Genomic DNA, 21,166 nt, shown 5'->3' on the forward strand with positions numbered 1-21,166 from the left:
CCTCGCCGCCGTCTTTTTTCATCCGAGATCAGATGGAAGGACGTCTTAAGACTTGCCACCCTAGTCGGGGCGGTTAGGGGGTCAACGGTGATTCTTCGCGACTCATATCGATATTTTCGTTGACTCAAATCCAGCCCTCGCAGGGCAAGGGAATCCCAATTTCGACGCTCCGTTAACTGAGAAGATTCGCCGCAGTCGCAGCACGATTAGGTGCGGCGCACAAAGAAACGCCCGCGGATCGATCAACCCGCGGGTGCGTCAAAAAGACCAGTTAGATCAGGAAGATGCCGGCCAAGCTTGTCGGCCGGCGCCGCAACCTCAGGCGGCGGCCAGTTTCTTGAGCTGGGCGGCCAGGCGGGAGACTTTCCGCGAGCCGGTGTTCTTGTGGACGACGCCCTTGGAGACGGCGCGCATCAGCTCGGACTCGGCCTCGACGAAGGCGGCCTTGGCGAGGGTGGCGTCGCCGGCGGTGACCGCTTCGTCGAACTTGCGCAGATAGGTGCGCACGCGCGAACGGCGCGCCTTGTTCACTTCCGTGCGGCGTTCGATCTTGCGGACCGCTTTCTTGGACCCGGGCGTGTTGGCCATGTGTCAGCTCTCAATACGTATCGCGCCCGAACGTCGAACCCGGGCGGGGAAATTGGAGGCGCGGATATACGGGACGGCGGGCCTTGGGTCAATCCGCACGGGCGGGTTTAATCGGCCAGGGTGAAGGTGATCCAGGCGGGATGGACCGAGATCAGGTCGGCCATACGCTGATAGCCGCCCGCGCCGGGATGGGCGCCGTCCCAGGCCAGGGCTTCGGCCTGGAACAGGCCGTCGGCCATCAGCGGCCGCAGGACGTCGATGAAAGGGACCCTAAGCCGCGCGGCCAGGGCCTTCAGGGCGTCATTCAGGCCCTCCAGCCGGGCGCAAACGCCCGGGTCGACGACAGGGGGCGGACCGACGAGCAGGACGGGGCAGAGCTCGGCCGCGTCGGTCAAGACGGCCTGGGCGTTCTTCAGGCTCTGCGCCTGGGACAGCCGCGGCCGGCCGTCCTGAAGATGACAGTCGTTGACGCCGAAGGAGAAGACGATCCGCATGGGTTCGTCGGGCGTGATCCGGGGCAGGGCCTCCGCCCGCCAGCGCGCGGCGATGTCGTCGGAGGTCTCGCGGCGGACGCCCAGGTTATAGAGCGTCACCGCGCGGCGGCCGGCCAGGGCCCGGCCGATCCAGCCCAGATGGTCGGGATCCCCGGCGCCGGCGACCATCGAGTCGCCGAAGGCGATCAGCCGCACGAAGCTATTGGCCCTTGAAGGCGGGCTTCCGCTTCTCGACGAAGGCGGCCATGCCCTCCTTCTGGTCGTCGAAGGCGAACAGCGAGTGGAACAGACGCCGCTCCAGCGAGACCCCGGCCGACAGGGTGGTCTCGTAGGCCGCTTCGACCAGCTCCTTGTTCATCATCACCGCCAGTGGCGACTGGGCGGCGATCTTGGTCGCCGCGGCCATGGCCTCGCCGATCAGCTTGTCGGCCTCGACGACGCGCGAGACCAGGCCCGCGCGCTCGGCCTCGGCCGCGTCCATCATCCGGGCGGTGAGGATCATGTCCATGGCCTTGGACTTGCCCACGAAGCGGGTCAGCCGCTGGGTGCCGCCGATGCCGGGGGCGACGCCGAGATTGATCTCAGGCTGGCCGAACTTGGCGGTGTCGGCGGCGATGATGAAGTCGCAGAGCATGGCCAGCTCGCAGCCGCCGCCGAGCGCATAGCCCGCCACCGCGGCGATGATCGGCTTGCGGAACTGCTCGATGCGCCGGGCGCTGGCCCCGAAGAAGTCCTGTTTGAACATCTCGGCATAGGACTTGTCGGACATCTCCTTGATGTCGGCGCCGGCCGCGAAGGCCCGCTCCGAGCCGGTCAGCACCAGGCAGCGCACGCCGTCATCGGCCTCGGCGGCGTCCAGGGCGGCGCAGAGCTCAGCGAGCAGCTGGCTGTTCAGCGCGTTCAGCGCCTCCGGCCGGTTCAGCTTGATCAGGGTGACGGCGTCATGCGCCTCGACGATCAGGGTCTCGTAGCTCATGCCGGCCTCGCGCGGTTGTCCTTAGACTGGCCTCTAAGGCCCCTCGACCGAATAGCCAAGCGCCCGCAGCCGCGCGGGCAGGCCATCGTCGCCCACCAGGTGCCCGACCCCCACCACCACCACCGTCCGCCCCTGGCCCGCCAGACGCGTACGCAGGGCCGCCAGCCAGCGGGTGTTGCGGTCGGTGACCAGCCGCCCATAGAGGCCGGGGGCGGCCTCCCGCAGGGGGGCCAGGGCCTGTTCGTCGATGGCGCCCAGGTCGCCGACCATCCAGTCGGCCACCAGGGCCTCATAGGCGTCGGGATCGGTCTCCAGCTCGATCAGGCTGCGTTCCAGGGAGGCGGCCTGTTCGGTGAGCGGAGCGGAATCGAAGATTGCGATCTGCTCGTCGGGGGTCTCGAAGGCCCTGCGCTGGGCCGAGGCGGGCGCGCTGGCCGACAGGGTCTTCTCCACCCCGCCGGAGATATCCGCCCCGGCCTTGCGGAACTGGGCCCCGGCCAGCAGCACCTCGGCGAACCAGGGCTCCAGGCGATCCATCACCGCCAGGCTGACCCCCAGGCTCTCCGAGGCCTTGGCCAGCCGCTGGGCGCCATCCGGCGAGAGCAGGCTGGTGAGGGTCTTGCCGTTCGGCATCAGGCCGTGGCTGGCGGCGAGCTGGGCGGTGCGCGCCTCCGACGCCGCGTCGATCGGCAGCTCGAACCAGAGGTCGTCGGCCTTGGCGAGCGCGGCGTCCAGTTCGGCCGGCCGCCAATTGAGGTCGGGCCGCAGCACGTGGACCGAGCCGAACAGCAGCACCTCGGAATCGGCGTCGCGCACGATCCAGAACGGCGGCTTGGCCTCAGCCGGCCCGCAGACGGCGAGGGCGAGGGCGAAGAAGCCGGCGAGGAGGGCCTTTGAGCGCATGCGGGCGATCACTCTTGGCAGACAGGACAGAAGAAGGTGGAGCGGCCGGCCTGGACCTCGCGGGCGATGACGCCCTTGCATCCGTCGTTGAGGCAGGGCTGGCCCTCGCGATCATAGGCGCGGAAGCGATGCTGGAAATAGCCCAGGGCGCCGTCGGCGGCGGCGTAGTCGCGCAGGGTGGAGCCGCCAGCGGCGATGGCCTCGTTCAGGACGTCGCGAATGATCTCGACCAGCGAGCCGAGCTTGGCCCGATTGATTCCGCCGGCCGGATTGAAGGGCGAGATGCGGGCCCGGTTGAGCGCCTCGCAGACATAGATATTGCCCAGGCCGGCGACGATCCGCTGGTCCAGTAGCAGGGTCTTGGGGCCCTGCTTGCGGCCGGCGAAGGCCCTTTCCAGCAGCTCCGCGTCGAAGCTGGGCGACAGGGGCTCGGGACCAAGCCCCGCGAACCAGGGATGGCTGTCGCGGGTGGCGGTGTCGAGCAGGGCCATGTAGCCGAAACGTCTCGGGTCGTAATAGGTGACCCGGTCGCCACCTTCAGTGTCGAACACCACATGGGCGTGCTTGGGATCGGGGTCGGCGGCGTAGTGGAATTCGCCGGGCCGCACGGCGCCTTCGGGCCGGGCGATCTCGAAGCGACCGCTCATGCCAAGGTGCATCACCAGGGTCTCGCCCCGGTCGAGTTCGGCGATCAGGTATTTGGCGCGGCGGTCCAGGCGCTGGATGGTGGCCCCAGTCAGCCGCTGGACGAAGCCTTCGGGGAAGGGGAAGCGCAGGTCGGCGCGGCGGGCCTCCACCCGGGCCAGGCGGCGGCCCTCCAGCACCGGCTGAAGGCCGCGGCGGACGGTCTCGACCTCGGGAAGTTCGGGCATGGAACGTGGAGTGGCATGGCGTTGCGCGCGCGACAAGGCTAAGACGCCTGCATGACCGGACCCGCCGCCACCTTCGGATTCCGCGACGTCGATCCCGCCGAGAAACCGCGCCTGGTGCGCGGGGTCTTCGACCGCGTCGCCAGCCGCTACGACCTGATGAACGACCTGATGAGCGGGGGCGTACACCGGCTATGGAAGGACGCCGTCGCCGCCCGGCTCAATCCGCAGCCGGGCGAGACCATCATCGACTGCGCCGGCGGCACGGGCGACATGGCCCGGCGCTTCGCGAAGATGGCCCGGCGGGCCCAGGCGCGACGCGGCGGGCCGGACGCCTCGGTCATCGTGGTCGACTATAACGCCGAGATGATCGCCGCCGGCCGCGAGCGGGGCGGGGAGCCCGAGATCGTCTGGGCCGTGGGCGACGCCCAACGCCTGCCCCTGCCCGACGCCAGCGCCAACGCCTATGTGATCTCCTTCGGCATCCGCAACGTCACCGACATCGCCACCGCCCTGGCCGAGGCCAGGCGGGTGCTCAAACCCGGCGGGCGGTTCCTGTGCCTGGAGTTCTCGCAGCCGGCCACGCAGGCCCTGCGCCGCGCCTATGACGCCTATTCCTTCAAGGTGATCCCGCAGATCGGCCAGTGGGTGGCCAAGGACCGCGAGAGCTACCAGTACCTGGTGGAGAGCATCCGCAGGTTCCCCGACCAGAAGACCTTCGTCGGCCTGATCGAGAAGGCCGGGTTCAGCCGCGCCGGCTACACCAACTTCACCGGCGGGGTCGCCGCTCTCCACCACGGCTGGGCGATCTAGCCGGTGGGCGGGCTGGCGGCGTTCGGGCGGCTCACGGCCGCGGGCTGGATGCTGGCGCGCAACGACGCCCTGCTGCCGCGCGAACTGGACGGCCTCTATCCCCCCGCCGTGCGGACCCTGGGCACGGCGCTCCGGCTGCTGGCCGGTCGCCAGGCCCGCGAGGGGCGGGCTGGCGAGCGGCTGGCGCGCACGCTCGAGCACCTGGGGCCGGTGGCGATCAAGCTCGGCCAGCTGCTCTCCACCCGCGCCGACATCTTCGGGATCGAATTCGCCCAGGACCTGGCGCGGCTGAAGGATGCGCTCAAGCCCTTTCCGACGGAGGCCGCCCGCCGCGAGGTGGAGCTGACCCTTGGTCGGCCAGTGGCGAGCCTGTTCGCGAGCTTCGGTGAGCCGGTGGCGGCGGCGTCGTTGGCCCAGGCGCACGAGGCCTTCCTCCTCGACGGGCGGCGCGTGGCGGTGAAGGTCCTGCGCCCGGGCATCGGCCGGCGGGTGGCGCAGGACGCCGAGGTGCTGCGCCTGGCCGCCCGGCTGGTGGAGCGCTGGTCGGTTCCCGCGCGGCGCCTGGAGCCCAAGGCCCTGGCCGCCACGGTGGTCCGCGCCACCGAGCTGGAGCTGGACCTGCGGCTGGAGGCGGCCGGCGGCGACGAGCTGGCCCAGGTCATGGCCAAGGACGGCTATATGTCCGCGCCCAAGGTGATCTGGGAGGGGGTCGGCAAGCGGGTCCTGACCCAGGAATGGGCGCCGGGGACGCCGCTGTCCGACCCCGCCGCCCTGGAGCTGGAGGGCCTCGACCGTCCGGCCCTGGCCGACAAGCTGATCCGCGCCTTCCTGGCCCAGGCCCTGGACCACGGGGTGTTCCACGCCGACCTGCATGAGGGCAACCTGTTCGTCGCCGCGCCAGCTGAGCTGACGGCGGTGGACTTCGGGATCATCGGGCGCCTCGACGCCGCTGAGCGGCGCTACCTGGCCGAAATCCTCTGGGGCTTCCTGCAGCGCGACTACGACAAGGTCGCCCAGACCCATTTCGACGCTGGCTACGTGCCGCGCGGCCACTCGGTGGCGGCCTTCGCCCAGGCCCTGCGGGCGGTGGGCGAGCCGGTGTTCGGCCGCAATGTCAGCGATGTCTCCATGAGCCGGGTCCTGACCCAGCTCTTCGAGATCACCGCCCTCTTCGACATGCGCCTGCAGCCGCAACTGGTGCTGCTGCAGAAGACCATGATGACCGTTGAGGGCGTGGCCCGCCGCATCGATCCCAAGCACGACATCTGGTCCGCCGCCGATCCGGTGGTCCGCCGCTGGATGCTGCGTGAGCTGTCGCCCGCCGCCCGCGCGAAACGCTATGCCGAGGAGGCGCTCGGCGCCCTGCGCAACCTCGCGCGCATGATCGAGGCTCCACCCCAGGCCACGGCGGTGGCGGTCGTCGACGATCGCGGCGGCTCGCCGTTCCTCTGGTTCGCGGTGGGGGCCGCGGTCTCGGGCCTGGTGTTCCTGCTGGCCGCCTGGCTCCTCTAGCTCAGTCCTCGATCTTCATCCGCGCGAACCACTCCGCAGCCGTGAGCTGCTCCATGCTGTCCGGGCCAAAGAGGGTCATGGTGTTGTTGCGGAAGACGGTGGTCCTGCCGATGGTCGGCATGTTGGCGACCTCCACGCGGGAGCGCTCGCCGACCGTCAGATAGACCAAGTCGACCTGCCCGGTATTGACCAGGTGGTGGACCACGCCGTCGGTCGGGAAGCCCACGAAATCGCCAGGCCCGATATCCTGGGCGACGCCGTCCAGCACCACCTGGCCAGTTCCGGAGATCACCAGCACCAGCTCCTCCTCCATCGAGTGCGCGTGGGGGATGAAGCTTTCCTTGCCCGGCGGGATGCGGATGAGGTTGGCGCCCAGCCGGGTGAGGCCGCTCAGGTCGCCCAACCGGATCATGCTCATCTCCGAGGCTGGGTTGAACGGGTGGCGGCCGCGGAAGGCGCGGTTCCAGTCGAGGTCGGCCGATCGGATGAGGTGTTTGGTCATTGGGTGTCGCCGTCCTTGGGTTTGAACGCTTCGACTTCGTCGATCGTGAGATTGACCCGGTAGTCCATGTGCCTCCAACTCTTGTCGGGTTCCTGGTAGGAGGCTGCGATCGAGGGCGGCGTTGCCACCTAGGCTCAGGGGGCGTGGAGCTTGGCCGGCTTTCGACCTGGATCCAGAACTGGCGCCCCAAGCCCCTTAACGTCCGACGCATTCAAGGAAACCAGGGTAAGGCCATGAACGATGGCTGTCGCGACCAGCGCCTTGTCGGTGGGGTTGTCCTTGTTCGCCGCCAGCATCTCGCCCCAGCGCCGAGCTACGGGTTCGTCGATCGGAAGGATTCGATCTGAATAGGCTGAAAGGATCGCCTCCACGGATGTGGCGATAGCCTCCACGGCGGGTTTCTTGTCCGCGCAGGCCCGCGCCACGCCATAGGCAAGCTCGCGCGCGGTCAGTGCGCTTATCGCGAACTCGGAATCGTTTTGGCCATCGAGCCAAGCCAACGTGTTCGCGCTCGGCTTAGGTTTCGACCTTTGGCTTACGACGTTCGTGTCGAGGAGGTATCGAATCAACGGAGTTCGGCGAAATAGTCGTCGATCTCGCCGAGATCAGCTTCCCGCATTGCCTTCTTGGCCGTGATCCTTGGGTAAGGCCGACCCGGCTTGGGGTTGGCCTCCGCGTACGCCTTGGAGGCCAATAGCTGCCGATCATCCAGTGAGGGATAGTCGCCGAGAATCTCCTCCTCCGACATGGCGTCGAGGAGCGCTGCAATCCGATGCGCCTCGATGTCCGTGCCCCTGATCCGCCCAGTGGCGTCGATCATGGTTGTGAGGTCGTCGAGCTCCCTGACCTTCGCCTGAACGACCATCAGATGTCGGTGGAAGTCGTACTTGTGGTCCCCGAAGGCGACCTCTCGAACCCTCGAGCCGCGGACCACCACGGCGCCCAGGGCCTCGTAGAGCTCCGCTTGCGACTTCGCCGTATAGTCAGCTTTCAGTTCGTTGTAGGCATGGAGGAACACGAGATCAAAGAAGTGGAACTGCCGAATTCGGCGGCCACCGCGGTTCACCATCTTCGGCTTCACCGGCGCTCGCTCAACGACCTTTTTGAATGCGCGCAGGCGCTCACCCATCACGTATGCGGCCTGAGCGGTTGTGAACGTATCGGTCACGGGCGCCTCAATTCGACCCAAAGTTAGGGCCGAATTGCGCGCCGTTCAAGGTTATTGCGGCCCTATGGCGCAAACACATCCAAGCTGGCGTCCCCGTCGGTCTTGTTGGGTCGTCGATCAATAGGGGCTTTCAGCCTGCTCAGGCGCCAGTTGAAGGACCGCTCGGCCAACGTCGCCCAGTGTTGCTCCCAGGGAATGGCCCGAACCCCTCGGGGTCTCTGGTTGCTCAATGTCGGAGGGGATTGGGGTCCTGGGCCGCTAGCGTTGCGGCCAGACTAGGACTTGCGTCGCCGGCCCCACGGCGGGATCAACTGGATGCAGTTTCGGCGTGACGCGCGCCAGCAGGTCCTCATAGCCCCTGTCGCCTGGGCTGACGGTCAGGCGGCCGTGACCGATTGCGCCGCTCTTGCTGTGTGCGGTGAGGTCCAGCTGGATCGTGCCATCGGCTTGTATGACACCGTGCCCGATCGGTTGCCCGGACAGGTAAACCGGTGCGATGAACCGCGCGAACGCGTTGGATACCCGCGCCCAGCGGCTGGGGGCGAAGGGTTCAAACGCCCTCCAGTAGGCCGCAAGGTTCGGCCAGCGGCCGGCCTGGCTCTGATCAGCCCCGAACTGTTGCGCGGCGCTTTCGGCATAGCTCTCGCGTGGCCCCCATTCGTCGCCGCTGAAGTACGCGCTGCCAAGAAGGGGCTTGTCGGTTGTCCATGCGCGCCGGAATGCAGGGTCTCGGGACTTCAGGTCGCCTGAAGCATAGTCGTAGCCGTGGATCGCCTCGTGGACGGCGAGGCTGCGCGCGCCGTGGCCCTCGCCACAGATCGGGACCCGCCGTGGCCCGTCCTCAGGCCCGAGGGTGGCGATCACGACGGCGCGGCGGGCCGGGACGTAGGCGCCAGGGATCGTCGTCCAGCTTGCGCCTTCAGGCCACCCCTCGGGGACTTCCCCAGGGTCAGCCAGCTCCGGCGCGAAGTCTGTGACATTGCCGCGGCAGGCGACGACCTTGATCCGCCGGCGCGTGAATTCCAGGGCGATGGCGCCAGGCAGTCGCGAGAGTTCTGCCGCGACGGCGCCGACGTCGTCCTGGCGGCCCGTGCCGCCTGCCACGATATCAAACGGCATGGACCCTCCTAGGCTCGGTGGTGGTCATTGTCGGCGGTACACGCCTGTTCGCATTCCGCGTCAGCCAGGTCAGGGTGCCGGTCTTCGGCAAATGCCCCCCGATAGGGGACTGGCCCTTGCCGATCCTGGCCCCACCCATCAAGACCTCCAAGCTCCACGATGTCGATCCGCAGGCCCACGGGGCCCGTATCGTCGCGGGCCACCCGAAGATCCAGATCGATCAGCTTATGCCCTGGAATCATGGCCCAAGGTTTGGCACGCTGGCGCCATGACCCCTGCCGCCGAGCGCCTCCACGAGATCGCCACCCTGCGCATCGAGCTCCTGGACACCGACCCTGCGATCTGGCGCCAGGTCGAGGTCCCGACCTCGATCACCCTCAAGGTCCTGCACGACGTCGTCCAGGCCGCCATGGGCTGGTACGACCAGCACCTTTGGGAGCTGCGCCTCGGCAAGCAACGCTACGGCCAGCCGGTCCCCGGCGACACCTGGGGAGGCCCACCCACCCTGCTGCCCGACAAGGTCCGCCTGCGCGAGGTCCTGAAGCCCAGCAAGACCGTCCTCGACTACACCTACGACTTCGGCGACAGCTGGGAGCACCAGCTCACCTTCACTGACGTCCGCCCCGGCGACCCGGATGTCGACTATCCGCGCTACATCGCCGGTGAGCGCGCCGCCCCACCCGAGGACTGCGGCGGCATCCCCGGCTTCTACGATGTCGTCGACGCCCTGGCCGACCCCAAGCACCCCGAGCATGCCGAGACCGTCGAGTGGTTCGACGGCTACGATCCCAACGTCATCGACGAACTGGTCCTCAAGATCGCCCTCAGCCGCATCGCCCGCCGCCGCAACCCCGCCAAGGCGACGTTTGGACGGAAAGCCAAGTCCTGACCGCCCCTGGCGCTAGGTGTCGTTGCTACGAAGGTTGTTCACCCGGGGAGTGTCTTGAACGAAGCTGAGGTTGCGACACTCCACTTCCACCGGAGCTCCCCGGATGAACATCGACAGGAATGCTCGCCTGACGCCGTTGGGTCGAGAGGCGATGATCCGTCGGATCGAGGAAGACGGTTGGCCGGTGGCCAGGGCGGCTGAGGCGCCATCACGACCGCAGCTCGGCGCCGAGGCGATGTCCGGGCCGGACGCCAAGAAGCGCATGGTGTTCGAGGCGACGATCATCCTGCAGAAATAGGACACGCAGTTCGGAGGACCTCCTGGACCGCACCGACGCCGATCCGGAGTCAACCCTGGCGGGCTCAGGGATTGACCGCCGTGCTGCGCCTCGACCGTGGAGCTGGGCTCGCAGCGTCCTCCCGCAACCTCCGCAGCCCTGACCTTGCGCGGACCTGCGGCGCGATCAGGCGCGCCATTCATCTCCCGTCGCCATGCCCTTACCGTCTTGGATGTGCGTGGAAATGATGCATCTCATGATTGACGAACGCCGCGCTGAAGAACCATGGTTCGTCAATGACAGGCGGGAGGGCGGAGATGGTGCAGACCAGGGTTCGAGCCAAGCGTGGAGCCGCGGTGGCGCCGGCCGCCGCCTCCATGTCCGCGGGCAGCACGACGACATCGCCCGCTCGCGTGCTTGACGCTATGCCGGACACCCTCGACTTCCGGGACCGGATGTATATCCCAACCCTGGTGGAGGTGGCGCCAGCGTCTGATCTCGCCGCCTATCGCCGCCTGAACGTGCCGGTGCTTGACCAGGGGCGGGAGGGGGCCTGCACGGGCTTTGGCCTGGCCACCGTCGCCAACTACCTGCTCCGCGTCCGCCGCATTTTGCCGAGCGCCGACGAGGTCAGCGCGCGGATGCTCTATGTCATGGCCAAGCGCTATGACGAATGGCCTGGCGAGGCCTACGAGGGCTCCAGCGCCCGCGGCGCCATGAAGGCCTGGCATAAGCACGGCGCATGCGCCCGCGCCATATGGCGAGATGATCCTCCTTCGCTGGAGTTGGACCTTGAGCAGGCGGCTGACGCCCTGAAACGCCCGCTTGGGGCCTATTTCCGGGTGAATCACCGTGATCTGGTGGCCATGCACGCGGCCATCAGCGAGGTGGGCGTGCTCTACGCCACCTCCCGGGTGCACGAAGGCTGGATGGCGGTGCGTACAGGCGACACGGACGTGGCCTATTCGCCAGTGTCGGTGGGCGCACATGCCTTCGCCATCGTCGGCTATGACCAGAAGGGCTTCTGGATCCAGAACTCCTGGGGCGAAGCGTGGGGCGACCGCGGGCTCGTCCGCGTGGCCTACGACGACTGGTTGGAGAATAGCACGGATGTCTGGGTGGCCCGCCTCGGCGCAGCGGTTGAACTCCGGCGATCAGCCGTCGCCAACATGACGGCTTCGGCCCCCAGGGCCTATGAAACCTACGTTTACGCATCGCTACGGCCCCATGTCGTCATGGCCGAGAATGACGGTCGCCTGATGGAGAAGGGAGCCTACGGCCTCACTGCCAAGGGCCTTGAGTCCATCCTGCAGGACCAGCTTCCTCAGCGGCTCGCCGACTGGCGGAGAAAGCGCGTGCTGATTTATGCCCATGGCGGGCTCGTGCCGCAGGACTATGCGCTCCAATACGCCGCCAATCATCGGGAGGCCTGCTTGAACGCCGAAGTCTACCCGATCTCGGTCATCTGGCGCTCCGACGCTTGGTCGACCATCGGCAATATCCTGCAGGACGCCGTGGGCAAACGCCGCAGCGAGGGAATCCTCGATGCGGCGAAGGACTTCATGCTGGACCGACTCGACGATACGCTCGAGCCCTTGGCGCGTCTCCTTGGTGGGAAGGCGCTGTGGGACGAGATGAAGGAAAACGCTCGCCTCGCAGCGGTGAAGGCGCAGGGCGCCGCGCGCCAGGTGGCCGAGCACCTTGTGGCGCTCCACAAGGCCAAGACTATCGACGAGGTGCATCTGGCCGGCCATAGCGCCGGCGCGGTCCTGCTCGCGCCGCTGTCCAAATACCTCTCCGACCAGGGGGTGCCCGTCACGTCGGCGTCGCTCTGGGCGCCGGCCTGCACCCTGGACCTCTTCGACTCCGCCTACAGGCCCCTCATCGAGGCCGGCGGAATCCAGGCGTTCGATCTCTACACCCTCGACGACGCCACGGAGCGAGATGACGATTGCCGCCAAATCTACCACAAGTCCCTGCTCTACCTCGTGAGCGCGGCCTTGGAGGCGTCGCCGCGGATTCCCTTCACGCCGCACAAGGGCACCCCCTTGCTCGGACTGGCCCGCGACGTGGCCGACCATATCCCCAAGGCCTTCTGGGGACCTGACCGCCGCTGGATCGTGGCGCCGGTCGCCGCCGCATCCGACGCGCGCCACCATGGGGACTTCGACAACGACCAGGAGACCTTGCAGGCTACGCTACGCAGGATCACATCGAAATCCAATCCGGTCGGTCAGGCTTCGGACCCGCCGGCGGGAAAGGTGGCCCGGATACGGCGCGGGCTCGATCTGGCGCTAGTGCGCCCGGGCGCGTTCCTGGATCGATAGGCGGCGTGGGCGGATTCGAACGGCGCGATCGCTTACGGCTGCCCGCGCCGATCACATCGGCGTCTGGTTCCCGTGGCGCCCTAGGTCGAGAACGCCATCTTGGCGCCCTTGGGTCCGATGTTCTGCAGGTGGAGCCCTGAAGGCGCACCGTCCCGCCGCGTGCTTCAGATAGCCCCGACGTGGGCGGGGTCCTTCGGGTCGGCGGCGGCGCACATCAAGCAGTAGGCCCCCAAGCCATAGTCGTAGAGATCGGGGAAGTCGCAGATCATATGGCCGTTCTTATGTCAGAACGTGCTTCGGGGCGGGCACGCTCGACGTGCAGCGAAGGAGCTCCAACGCTTCGTTGCGCATGACTAGTACCAGTGCCGACGCGGCGCGCGAGAATGGCTCCAGAAATCGCCCTCAGTGATCCTTGAGGTCGTGCTTGCGGTTGTCAAACTCGGCGCCCAACGTCTTGGCGGACCGGACATTGTAGGCCATGTCCTTTCGCCCTTCCTTGACGGCTTGGCTGGGCGCAGCCTCGCGGGTGAACCTCAAGGTCGGCAGTAAGGCCCAGCTTCCGCTCGACTTAGCTTTCGGGGCTTGCGCGCTCATCAGCTTTCCCTTCAAAGGCGCCCAAATCTGTCAACCAGTCCAACCCTACCTCAATTTCCAGCACATCGGAACGGCGGACATAGAGCAGGGCAGGTCCGTTAGATGGGATCGGCTCCGTGGGATCCAACCCTTCGAACAACACCGCCAGCCCTAAGCGCCCTTCGGGCGCGGTGCGCGCCAGCGCTTCGGCACGGTCTTGATCAAGTGAGGGGTAGTCCGTGAGCCATGGCCTCGGAGCGCGCGCGATCGCGCCGAGGATTCCCCGATCAAACCGCAGCATGCGCAGGGCGCCGACCAAAGGCCAACGAGGCGCGTTCTCCCGGCGCAGCCCCCTCAATGCGTTGATGGCGAAACGGCTCCATTCACCGACCGTCAGCGCGTTGAGGTCGGGCCCGAGCGCGGCGCTCATGCCCACGCCCGTCGCCGCCGAAACAATGTCGGCAAAACCGAACTCATCGGCTTGAAGCGTGGCGCCGCCGAAGTGCCGTTCGAACCGCGAAAACCATAGGTCGTCCAACTGCGGGTGAGACTGCTCCAGGGTTCCATCGCTGGAGAGGACGAGATGCGCGATCTCGGTGGTGAAGCGCTCTATCGCTGGGCCTTCGCCTGCGATGAGCGCGTTGGCGCGGAGACCGGTGAAGAGTTCATGGCCTCCGGCCCAGCGCTCCACAGACCACTCGGGATCTGGCGCCGGAGGTCCGAGCACCGGATATCGGCCAAGGGCCTGCAGGGCCGACTTCATGGTGGCGTGGAACCCGCCGGATGCGACCACCTTGCGTGCGAGTGCGAGCCCGGCGCTCAGGCGCGGGCCAAACTCCGAGAGCACCGTCCTGAAGGTGCGCGCCAGGCGCCACGAGGGCCGGACCGTCTCCTGGCTGGCGACGCCCAGGGTGTAGTTGGTGAGGTCCAGTCGCGCCTTGACGAGGTCGCGGGTCTCGAGCCCTGTCGGGATGAGCTGCGCCAAGGCGAGGTCTTCGACGCTGATCACGAACTGCCGCAGCATCACGGCCAGCGCCTCCAGCATCTCGACCAGGCGCTTGGCGTCCTCCAGGTCGATGGCCTCCGACGCGCCCAGGCGGGAATACCCCTGGGGGTCAAAGGCGAAGTCGTAGCAGCCCGGGCTCTCGGCCTTCTCGATCAACAGGCCCGGCGCCTCGGCTCTCACGCTGATCAGGGCGGCGTGCTTCGCAATCTCCGGATCGGACGCGGCGATGTCCCGGGCCATCCCCGCGAAGTCCTTCAGGCGTTCCACCAGCGCGGCGTGCGCGTCGATGATGGCCTGGAAGTCGTCAGGCGACGGGTCGGCGCCGCCAGCGCCCGCCTGGCCCTCCCCGGCAGCCGCAGACTGGCGCTTCTTCAGATAGGCGGTCACGGCTTCGCGGGAGGCGTCATAGGTCAAGTCGCCCTTGGCCCAGCCCCGCGAGATCGCGTAGAGCCCGTCATAGGCGAGGTGGGCGAAGCCGTGGTCGCTCTGTATCCGATCCTGCAGCTCGGGTTTGCGCAGCACTTCGTCGATCGCCAGTTGGAGGATCGCCGAGAGCCTCAAGTCCTCACGGCGCAAGAGCTCCTCGGACGACAGGGCGAGCACGCCGATGTCGACTAGACGCGCGAGTTCGCGATTGAGGTCGACGAAGTTGAGGCGCGAGGCTTGGGTCACATGCAGCGCCAGGAGGGCGCGGGCCAGGTCATCGGCCGGCGTCTGCGGGCCCTCGAGGACGAGCACCTCGTTCAGGTGCGCCTTGAAGGCAGGCGGTCCATAGATCAGCAGCCGCCGCTCGCTGAAGAAGGTGTGCTCTGTCGGATAGGCGGTCTCCTGGATGCGGTGGTCGACATAGTCGTAATAGGCGCGGTCGGTGAGGAAGCAGAAGAAGCCGAAGTCGGCGATGATGTGCTTCAGGCGGGCGATGATCGCCGAGACGCTCTCTGCCGGCGCGGCCAGCTTGTCGAGTTCATCGATGACGAAGATCGGTGCGAGGCCCGCGTCCCGAACCCGCTGAATGACCACCGGGAGGTCGCGGTCCAGGGTCTCGACGTTCTTGTTCGGCAGGAACTTGTAGGTGTCGGTCTTGTCCCGCTTGCGGGTCTGGGTGAAGTCCCAGCCCAGGCTCGCCGTACCGAGCAGCCACACCAACGCGCCCGCGCCGACGCCGGCCAAGGGGCTGGTTGACCAAAGCGCAGCGCCCGTCAGCCCGCCGACGCCGAGGGCGCCAAGACGTCCAATCAGCTCCTTGAGATTGCTACTCGCCTTGGCCGTCGTGATCGCCTCGAGCTTGAGGCTCTTGATGTCGTCCAGGGTCTGGGTGATGCGGCCTGTGCAGATTCGAAAAGCTTGGCCGGCCGTGGCGAGCGCCAGCACCTCCTTGAGGCCTTGGTTGGTCACGCCGAGCTTGTCCAGGACAGTGTCCGAGCGCCCCGGCCAGAAGACGCCGTTCGCCAGGCGCCCGATGCGGTCCCAGTAGCTCCGCAGGGCGGCCGGATCGGCGCCCGCGTCGAGGTCCAGGATCAACTGGGCGGCGACCTCCTCGCCTGGAATGGCGCGCCCCCGACCAAATCGCCGCGCCTTGATCTGGTAGCCGCCCGCAGCTTCGGAGGCGAGCTGCCGGTAAAGGGCGATGGTGATCTGGACCAGGGCGGAGTGGGCGACCGCCTTGGACTTCTCCGCCTTGGTGGCGGGCGGCGGCTTCGCGCTTTCGGAGCCGGCGTCGCCGTCAAGCAAGTCCGTCTGCTCCTCCTCCCGCGTTTCGTCCTTCTCGACGATGGGTTCGAGCAGACTTGGTCCGTGGAGCTTGACGAGCATCGGGCGCTGCAGTCCCAGGCGGTGCGCTCCGGGCGCGAAGTCAGTCCGCAGCGCCGCCTGCAGGCTCTCGTAGCGCAGGTTTTCCACGGCCCGCAGGACCAGCGCGGTCTTCCCGGCGCCGCGGTGCCCCGAGATCAGATAGGAGCGACCGGCGATCTCGCCGTTCGTATAGCGGGCAAGGTCGCGCTGGAGCCGTGCAAGGCTGGGCGAAGCCATGAAGGGCGCGCGCGGCGGCAGCGGCCAGTCGTCGGCGATGTCCGGCTCCTGGGCGAGCGTCTCAAGGCGAAAACTCATTCGGCGGCCTGCGCACCATCGGCGTCATCCAGGCCTTCGGTCGCAGGGCTTCCGCTCGCGGCGTCACCGGCCGCTGTCTCGTCCGGTGATTTGGCGTGCGGGTCGTAGAGGCCCACAGCGACCGTCGCGCTGGCGAACACCAGAAGCAGGAAGACCAGAACGGCGGCCGGCGAGATCCGCCAGCCCCCAAGGCCGCCGCCCAGCCCGCCCCAGTGGCTTTCAAGGAAGAGGCCTTCGGCACGCCTCAGCGTCTCCAGGGTGAAGAACAGGATCAACAGGGTCGCGAGACCGCATACTCCGATCAAGGTCGCGCGGACGGGCGACAGCGCGTCACCGACGACGGCGGCCGCCAGCGACAGCACCAGGCCGGCGGTCGCCGCCACGAGGATGATCCGGCCGCTCGCCAAGTCCAAGGCCGGCGATTCCGGAGCATCGCCTTCGGAGCGGAGCACCACCAGGGCCAGCCCCACCAGAAGGCCGGGGATGGGGAGGGCCATCGCGTGCACGGTTTGGTCGGCGAGGAGGGAAGACGCCGGCGTGGCCGTCCATCCCATGGCCCCGACCAACAGCCAGCCTAGGAAACCCGCAAAGAGGAGGGCCCAACCAACCAGCGCTTCCCGGATCATTTCCACTGCTCCCCAAGACAGCCACTCCCATCCGCAGCGCGTGTGCGATGACGGGTTGCGTCTCGGCTTGACACCCCAATAGGGCGATTACAAGCACAACCTTGTTCGGCCTAGATGAGGGATCGATGTCCCGCGAGCCTGTGGCTGGAAGCTGTTCTCGCAACCATGGCCGGGGATGGCGGGGCTTGGGCTTGGCCCCTTGAAGCCGGCACGAACATCTTCGGGCTCCGACCCGAAAGGGTCGATCCTCCCCATATGCCGCTCGCTTGGCCGGCGCCGGGCCGCGGAGCTATCCGTCCGCTTGTCTTGCATTGAATGCAATTCACCCCCAGATTAGGGATGAATTAGGACGCCGCCATGACACAGTCATCCTTGAAGCTCACCACCAGCGAGGCTGGCTTTGTGCTCAACAAGTCCGCCACCAGCGTCAACAGGGCCATCGATCGCGGCGAAATCCAAGGCAGGCTGGCTGAGGTCGCCCAGGTCAAAGTCGCCCTTACAGGCGAGAAGAAGGTCCTCGCGAAGGTGGGGCGGAAGCTGAGGGCGAAAGGCCGGCCGACAGCAAGGCTGGCCCGTGTCGTCGGCGCGGCCGAGATGCGATATCTCATGTTGCTGGGCCTTGGCCACGCGGAGGACCTCACCCCTGGCGGTCGCAGGACCATCTATCGGGCGATCAAAGGCGCCGGCGCAGAACGCACGGTTCGATGGAAAGCCACCTATCTCCAACTTGACCCCATCGATGAGGCGCTGCAGGCGCGGCTCAAACGACTTGAAGAGCTCAAGGCGGCGGTGGACATCTCGTCCAACGGCGACCCCGTTCTTCGAGGGCCGAATATTTCGGTCTACCGCGTCGCCGCGCTCTCGAAGGGCGAGTCCATCGAAGAGGTCCTTCTGGACTATCCCGGAGTCACCCGCCACCAGGTGGCCATCGCGATCGACTACGCCACGGCCTATCCAAAGCCCGGGCGGCCCTATCCGACCCGCAGCCTGAAACGGATGGCGGGTGATCTCGCCGATGCAGGAGTGTTCGACGTCGAGCCTGAGGAACCGGTCACGCCTGACGACTTCAGATGACCCTCTATCTGGTCGAGGAGAACGTCCTCAAGGAATTCGGGGCCAAGGGCCACGTGAAGGTGAAGGCCTGGCTCGCCACGGTGGACGACCATGACCTGCGCTTGAGCGCCATGACCCTGTTTGAGAAGCGCCGCGGTTGGGCCCGCAAGCTCAAACCCACGAGACGGCCGAGCACGCTCAACAGCAACTCGCCAAACTCGACGCCTTCGAGAAGAGTTATGATGGCCGGATCATCCCTATCGATGGACCAGTGGCGGCGGAATGGGCGCGCCTTCTCGGCGCCAAGGACAAGAACCAGCGCGACATGGCCATCGCGGCGACAGCGCGGGTACATGGTCTGGTGATCGTCACGCGGAACGTGAAGGACTTCGAAGGCCGCGGCGTTCGCGTGCTCGACCCGTTTAAGTCCCCCCCAGAGATCCGAACGGTCTAGGGCCACGCGCGGAGTGCTTCTGCCGTAGGCGCGCGCGAGGAAGAGGCGCCTCTCAGAAGGACAGGTAGTTCGCGCGGGACCCGGGCCAGCTGTCGGCCTCCAGGCGCCCCGCCATGTCCCGCGACGAAAGCCGGCGATTGGCGACCTGCCGTCCTCCCACCTCATCCACTCCTCCCGGACGGTGTGAGTGTGGCGATCAGTCTGGCTAAGCGCATCGCGGTGATCTTCGCCACTCCGCGGCCTATGGAAATCTCTTGCAGGACCATCGAGCAGATGCAGCTGGTCAACACGCTGTGCTGGGCACGAGACTACGCTCAAGGCAACTAGCGCCCAGCGCAGATGCCCTGAGCGCGGCGACCTGCAATCCTTCGGGGAGTTGGCGTGCCGCCCGCAATATCGGTGGGACTCCGGCTGGGATGGATGCGGAAGTTGCGCTCGAGGACGTTCACGCCGACGCGGGGGAGGGCGAGTTGGGGGAATTCTCACCGCTGGAGGTGGTGCGAGCCGGCGCTTGGAGCCGCACGGTCTTCACGACCTATGCGCTAAGCCTGGGTTTCTTCGAGGCGGTGGTCCTCGAGGCGCTTACACGTCAAAAGTCGACCTCGCCGCTGATCCTGGCCGATTTGGACGGTGTGCGGTCCACCCTGGCGGAACATGGGGCCCGTCGGGTTGGTCGGGACTACGACCTCGAACCGGTCCAGGTCGCGGGCGGCGTCTTCCACCCGAAGGTCTGCGCCCTGGAGGCCCTGGATGACGCCCATCTCATCGTGGGTTCCGGGAACCTCACCTTCGGCGGCTGGGGAGCAAACCTGGAGTGCATGGATCACCTGCATCCCAGCTTCGCCGGCGACGCCTTTGTGGACGCCGCCGACTTCTTCCGCGCCATCGCAACAGACCCTCGACTGACCCACGAGGCGGCCGGCCGCCTGGACGCCAGCGCGAGCGGCCTTGAAAGGGCCGGCGCGGCGGGCCGGCGCGACGGGAAAATTCGGCTGGTCAACAGCTTGGCGGGTGGAGTGGCCAACCAGATCGCCGCCCTGGCGCGGGAACTCGGCGGCGCCCAACGCATCACTGCTGCGTCGCCGTTTTGGGACGGCGGCGCGGGGCTGGCGGGCCTGTGCGAGGAGGTGGGCCTCGATCACGCCTATGTCCACGCTCATCCCGACGGCGTGGTTGAGGGCCGCTTCGGGGCGAACTGGCCGCGCAATCCATCGATCGGAGTTCGGCCCGTGACAATCGTCTGGTTGTGCGAAGCGGCCAGCAAGCGACGGTTACATGCGAAGCTCTTTGAGATCATCTGCGCGCGCGGGCGCGTGCTGGTCTCCGGTAGCGCAAACGCCACGACAGCTGGTCTCGGCTCTGGACGGAATGTCGAGGCCTGCGTTGTCCGGGTGTCGCGCGAACCCCACATCGGATGGGCTCTCCAGCCGTCTGCCCCGCTTCCCCCTGCTATCGCCATGCCGTTGGACGTCGAGGAATCGGAGTCGATCCAAGGGGTGCTGCGCGCCGAACTGGCCGGCGACCAGGTGGCCGGACGCGTGCTCACGGATTTTCCCGTCGGCGGGGCGACCGCTTGGCTGGTCGGCGGAGAAGGACGCCGTGAACTCGCCGAGACCGTCGTGGCGCCTGATGGCCGGTTCGCCTTCGGTAGTGAGACGCTGGAGATGGAGGCTTGGACCGCGGGACGGCTGATCTTGCGCCTGGAATGCGGCGACTGCTCAGCCGAGGGCTTCATCGCGTTCTCGGACCTCCAGGAGGTTCGACGCCGCGCTGGCCCCTTGGCCGCCAAGCTCCTGGCCGTGCTTGGGCGCACCGATACCCCTGCAGACGCCGCCGCGATGATGGCGTGGTTCCACGAGCATCCCGAGCACCTGACCCAGTCTGGCCGGGCCGGAGGCGGTTGGGGCGGCGAAGGCCGGACTGATGGCGTCACCAATGTGGTGGCCCTCCTGGCGCCGGCGCGGAACGCCTCGACATATGCGCCTGGCCCCTCCGTCCCAGTGGGCGCGGGTTGGAAGCGGTTCATGGACGCGATCTTCGCGGCTCTGTCTACGCCCCGGGCGCCGTTCGAACCGCGTGACGGGTCGGACTTCGACGACGACATGGGCGACGAGGGGATAGCGCGGCTCGACGCCAGGGCTCGCGCCGAGGCGGCGCGCAGGTCCGCAGCCATCGCCCGGACGCTTTCGCTCTTCGACGCGGTCTTCAACAAGATGATGGCGCGACCGGGCCCAGACCTGCATGTCGCCGGCGTGTTCGCGTTGACGCAGTACGTCTGCGATCGGGTGGGCTTGGACGAGGGGCGGACACGCGCCTGCCTCGAAGCACTGGTGGAGGCGTTCGTCCAAGATCCAGATCCAAGTGACCTCCAAGTCGCCTCCGCCGCCGTGATGTTGGCCGCCCTGGTCGAGCCAGCGGAGGTCCCAGCGGCGCGCCGGGCCCGTCGAAGGCTCCTCGCTCTGGGCTGGCCTATGTCTGGGCTGGCCCCGGACATTGATCTGGCGGCTGGCTTCCGGCGTCGGCTCCGGTCCCCGCCGGACGCCATCGGCCTGTGGCGGAAAGTCACCTCCGTGACGACTCCTCAGGAAGAGGTGAAGGCCTATCGCACAGCTCTCGAAGCGGGCAGGCTTCCTGCGAACGTGCCGCTCCTTGAAGCCTCCGAGGTTTGGGACGATCTGGTGGGGGCGATCGGAACCGACCCCGCGCGTCGGAAGATACGATTCCTACCCAGGAACGGGCGAACCTGCCCGTGTCAGTCCAACCTCCTGCCATCCAGCGTCCTCTACGAACTGAAGCACTCCTGGGTGGCCAAGGCCCCTTGCGGCCACGTGCTGCTTTGTGAGGAGGCCTGACATGGCTGCGCCCGGCCTTGATGTCCTAATCGGGCAGGCCGCAATGCGGGCGGAGCCCG

22 protein-coding genes are annotated in these 21,166 nt (G+C 67.3%); 9 read left to right on the top strand and 13 right to left on the bottom strand.

The genetic code is table 11. The annotated features are described in order from the left end of the window. Positions 1–318 precede the first annotated feature (318 nt). From rpsT to mutM, 5 genes are all read right to left on the bottom strand, one after another. Positions 319–588: a 30S ribosomal protein S20 gene (gene rpsT / locus Q8Q88_RS21845; RefSeq protein ID WP_305677294.1), complete on the bottom strand. Its 270-nt coding sequence runs from the start codon at positions 586–588 to the stop codon at positions 319–321. A 107-nt stretch (positions 589–695) separates the two neighbouring features. Continuing rightward, a complete protein-coding gene (locus Q8Q88_RS21850; RefSeq protein ID WP_305677295.1) occupies positions 696–1,277 on the bottom strand; it encodes a GDSL-type esterase/lipase family protein in 582 nt (193 codons plus the stop codon). 4 nt (positions 1,278–1,281) lie between these two features. Further along, positions 1,282–2,058, bottom strand: coding sequence for an enoyl-CoA hydratase (locus Q8Q88_RS21855; protein WP_305677296.1), 777 nt, complete (start codon positions 2,056–2,058; stop codon positions 1,282–1,284). A gap of 33 nt (positions 2,059–2,091) precedes the next feature. Next, complete coding sequence (locus tag Q8Q88_RS21860; RefSeq protein ID WP_305677297.1) at positions 2,092–2,961, bottom strand: TraB/GumN family protein; 870 nt, start codon at positions 2,959–2,961, stop codon at positions 2,092–2,094. An 8-nt stretch (positions 2,962–2,969) separates the two neighbouring features. Then, the gene (gene mutM, locus Q8Q88_RS21865) at positions 2,970–3,833 is read right to left on the bottom strand and encodes a bifunctional DNA-formamidopyrimidine glycosylase/DNA-(apurinic or apyrimidinic site) lyase (protein ID WP_305677298.1); all 864 of its coding nucleotides are present in this window, start codon (positions 3,831–3,833) and stop codon (positions 2,970–2,972) included. Positions 3,834–3,884: 51 nt separating this feature from the next. On the opposite strand from mutM, the gene Q8Q88_RS21870 reads away from it, so the two are divergent. Together Q8Q88_RS21870 and ubiB are read left to right on the top strand one after the other, a co-directional pair. After that, complete coding sequence (locus Q8Q88_RS21870; protein ID WP_305677299.1) at positions 3,885–4,643, top strand: class I SAM-dependent methyltransferase; 759 nt, start codon at positions 3,885–3,887, stop codon at positions 4,641–4,643. A 3-nt stretch (positions 4,644–4,646) separates the two neighbouring features. Next, on the top strand, positions 4,647–6,155 hold the full coding sequence (ubiB, locus tag Q8Q88_RS21875) for a 2-polyprenylphenol 6-hydroxylase (protein ID WP_305677300.1): 1,509 nt from the start codon (positions 4,647–4,649) through the stop codon (positions 6,153–6,155). Between the two features lies 1 nt (position 6,156). On the opposite strand, the gene Q8Q88_RS21880 is transcribed toward ubiB, so the two are convergent. The 5 genes from Q8Q88_RS21880 to Q8Q88_RS21900 form a co-directional block, all read right to left on the bottom strand. Continuing rightward, the gene (locus tag Q8Q88_RS21880; protein WP_305677301.1) at positions 6,157–6,657 is read right to left on the bottom strand and encodes a cupin domain-containing protein; all 501 of its coding nucleotides are present in this window, start codon (positions 6,655–6,657) and stop codon (positions 6,157–6,159) included. Beyond that, positions 6,654–6,785, bottom strand: coding sequence for a hypothetical protein (locus Q8Q88_RS21885; protein ID WP_305677302.1), 132 nt, complete (start codon positions 6,783–6,785; stop codon positions 6,654–6,656). The genes Q8Q88_RS21880 and Q8Q88_RS21885 overlap by 4 nt, the downstream gene beginning before the upstream one ends. A 6-nt stretch (positions 6,786–6,791) precedes the next feature. Next, a complete protein-coding gene (locus tag Q8Q88_RS21890) occupies positions 6,792–7,226 on the bottom strand; it encodes a type II toxin-antitoxin system VapC family toxin (RefSeq protein ID WP_305677303.1) in 435 nt (144 codons plus the stop codon). Further along, positions 7,223–7,825 (bottom strand): DUF433 domain-containing protein, encoded by a 603-nt coding sequence (locus Q8Q88_RS21895; RefSeq protein WP_305677304.1) that lies wholly within the window; start codon positions 7,823–7,825, stop codon positions 7,223–7,225. The genes Q8Q88_RS21890 and Q8Q88_RS21895 overlap by 4 nt, the downstream gene beginning before the upstream one ends. A 258-nt stretch (positions 7,826–8,083) precedes the next feature. Next, positions 8,084–8,944: a hypothetical protein gene (locus Q8Q88_RS21900; RefSeq protein ID WP_305677305.1), complete on the bottom strand. Its 861-nt coding sequence runs from the start codon at positions 8,942–8,944 to the stop codon at positions 8,084–8,086. Positions 8,945–9,060: 116 nt separating this feature from the next. On the opposite strand from Q8Q88_RS21900, the gene Q8Q88_RS21905 reads away from it, so the two are divergent. The 4 genes from Q8Q88_RS21905 to Q8Q88_RS21920 all read left to right on the top strand — a co-directional run bounded on the left by Q8Q88_RS21905 (position 9,061) and on the right by Q8Q88_RS21920 (position 12,437). Continuing rightward, on the top strand, positions 9,061–9,216 hold the full coding sequence (locus tag Q8Q88_RS21905; protein WP_305677306.1) for a hypothetical protein: 156 nt from the start codon (positions 9,061–9,063) through the stop codon (positions 9,214–9,216). Further along, on the top strand, positions 9,213–9,833 hold the full coding sequence (locus tag Q8Q88_RS21910) for a plasmid pRiA4b ORF-3 family protein (RefSeq protein ID WP_305677307.1): 621 nt from the start codon (positions 9,213–9,215) through the stop codon (positions 9,831–9,833). The genes Q8Q88_RS21905 and Q8Q88_RS21910 overlap by 4 nt, the downstream gene beginning before the upstream one ends. Positions 9,834–9,936: 103 nt before the next feature. Next, positions 9,937–10,131 carry a leucine zipper domain-containing protein gene (locus Q8Q88_RS21915; protein WP_305677308.1) on the top strand — a complete coding sequence of 65 codons (195 nt, stop codon included), beginning with the start codon at positions 9,937–9,939 and terminating at the stop codon, positions 10,129–10,131. Positions 10,132–10,427: 296 nt separating this feature from the next. Continuing rightward, the gene (locus tag Q8Q88_RS21920) at positions 10,428–12,437 is read left to right on the top strand and encodes a C1 family peptidase (RefSeq protein ID WP_305677309.1); all 2,010 of its coding nucleotides are present in this window, start codon (positions 10,428–10,430) and stop codon (positions 12,435–12,437) included. 402 nt (positions 12,438–12,839) lie between these two features. Here Q8Q88_RS21920 and Q8Q88_RS21925 read toward each other — a convergent pair whose 3' ends face one another. From Q8Q88_RS21925 to Q8Q88_RS21935, 3 genes are read right to left on the bottom strand one after another with little or no spacing between them, the layout of a single operon-like run. After that, on the bottom strand, positions 12,840–13,031 hold the full coding sequence (locus tag Q8Q88_RS21925; protein WP_305677310.1) for a hypothetical protein: 192 nt from the start codon (positions 13,029–13,031) through the stop codon (positions 12,840–12,842). Then, positions 13,006–16,122 carry a hypothetical protein gene (locus tag Q8Q88_RS21930; RefSeq protein WP_305677311.1) on the bottom strand — a complete coding sequence of 1,039 codons (3,117 nt, stop codon included), beginning with the start codon at positions 16,120–16,122 and terminating at the stop codon, positions 13,006–13,008. Before Q8Q88_RS21930 ends, Q8Q88_RS21925 begins: the two co-directional genes overlap by 26 nt. After that, positions 16,119–16,748, bottom strand: coding sequence for a hypothetical protein (locus Q8Q88_RS21935; RefSeq protein ID WP_305677312.1), 630 nt, complete (start codon positions 16,746–16,748; stop codon positions 16,119–16,121). The genes Q8Q88_RS21930 and Q8Q88_RS21935 overlap by 4 nt, the downstream gene beginning before the upstream one ends. Positions 16,749–17,120: 372 nt before the next feature. On the opposite strand from Q8Q88_RS21935, the gene Q8Q88_RS21940 reads away from it, so the two are divergent. From Q8Q88_RS21940 to Q8Q88_RS21950, 3 genes are all read left to right on the top strand, one after another. After that, positions 17,121–17,822, top strand: coding sequence for a DUF433 domain-containing protein (locus tag Q8Q88_RS21940; protein WP_305677313.1), 702 nt, complete (start codon positions 17,121–17,123; stop codon positions 17,820–17,822). Between the two features lie 136 nt (positions 17,823–17,958). Beyond that, a complete protein-coding gene (locus tag Q8Q88_RS21945) occupies positions 17,959–18,255 on the top strand; it encodes a PIN domain-containing protein (RefSeq protein WP_305677314.1) in 297 nt (98 codons plus the stop codon). A gap of 416 nt (positions 18,256–18,671) precedes the next feature. Then, complete coding sequence (locus tag Q8Q88_RS21950; RefSeq protein WP_305677315.1) at positions 18,672–21,107, top strand: hypothetical protein; 2,436 nt, start codon at positions 18,672–18,674, stop codon at positions 21,105–21,107. Positions 21,108–21,166 lie beyond the last annotated feature (59 nt).

Source organism: Phenylobacterium sp. (genome assembly GCF_030697925.1).
Classification (GTDB): Bacteria; Pseudomonadota; Alphaproteobacteria; order Caulobacterales; family Caulobacteraceae; genus Phenylobacterium.

What these genes read in the sequence shown, in the direction of transcription:
- rpsT (WP_305677294.1), bottom strand. Translation starts at nt 588, where the DNA reads ATGGCCAACACGCCCGGGTCCAAGAAAGCGGTCCGCAAGATCGAACGC.
- Q8Q88_RS21855 (WP_305677296.1), bottom strand. Translation starts at nt 2,058, where the DNA reads ATGAGCTACGAGACCCTGATCGTCGAGGCGCATGACGCCGTCACCCTG.
- Q8Q88_RS21860 (WP_305677297.1), bottom strand. Translation starts at nt 2,961, where the DNA reads ATGCGCTCAAAGGCCCTCCTCGCCGGCTTCTTCGCCCTCGCCCTCGCC.
- mutM (WP_305677298.1), bottom strand. Translation starts at nt 3,833, where the DNA reads ATGCCCGAACTTCCCGAGGTCGAGACCGTCCGCCGCGGCCTTCAGCCG.
- Q8Q88_RS21870 (WP_305677299.1), top strand. Translation starts at nt 3,885, where the DNA reads ATGACCGGACCCGCCGCCACCTTCGGATTCCGCGACGTCGATCCCGCC.
- Q8Q88_RS21880 (WP_305677301.1), bottom strand. Translation starts at nt 6,657, where the DNA reads ATGACCAAACACCTCATCCGATCGGCCGACCTCGACTGGAACCGCGCC.
- Q8Q88_RS21900 (WP_305677305.1), bottom strand. Translation starts at nt 8,944, where the DNA reads ATGCCGTTTGATATCGTGGCAGGCGGCACGGGCCGCCAGGACGACGTC.
- Q8Q88_RS21910 (WP_305677307.1), top strand. Translation starts at nt 9,213, where the DNA reads ATGACCCCTGCCGCCGAGCGCCTCCACGAGATCGCCACCCTGCGCATC.
- Q8Q88_RS21915 (WP_305677308.1), top strand. Translation starts at nt 9,937, where the DNA reads ATGAACATCGACAGGAATGCTCGCCTGACGCCGTTGGGTCGAGAGGCG.
- Q8Q88_RS21920 (WP_305677309.1), top strand. Translation starts at nt 10,428, where the DNA reads ATGGTGCAGACCAGGGTTCGAGCCAAGCGTGGAGCCGCGGTGGCGCCG.
- Q8Q88_RS21925 (WP_305677310.1), bottom strand. Translation starts at nt 13,031, where the DNA reads ATGAGCGCGCAAGCCCCGAAAGCTAAGTCGAGCGGAAGCTGGGCCTTA.
- Q8Q88_RS21930 (WP_305677311.1), bottom strand. Translation starts at nt 16,122, where the DNA reads ATGAGTTTTCGCCTTGAGACGCTCGCCCAGGAGCCGGACATCGCCGAC.
- Q8Q88_RS21935 (WP_305677312.1), bottom strand. Translation starts at nt 16,748, where the DNA reads ATGATCCGGGAAGCGCTGGTTGGTTGGGCCCTCCTCTTTGCGGGTTTC.
- Q8Q88_RS21950 (WP_305677315.1), top strand. Translation starts at nt 18,672, where the DNA reads ATGGATGCGGAAGTTGCGCTCGAGGACGTTCACGCCGACGCGGGGGAG.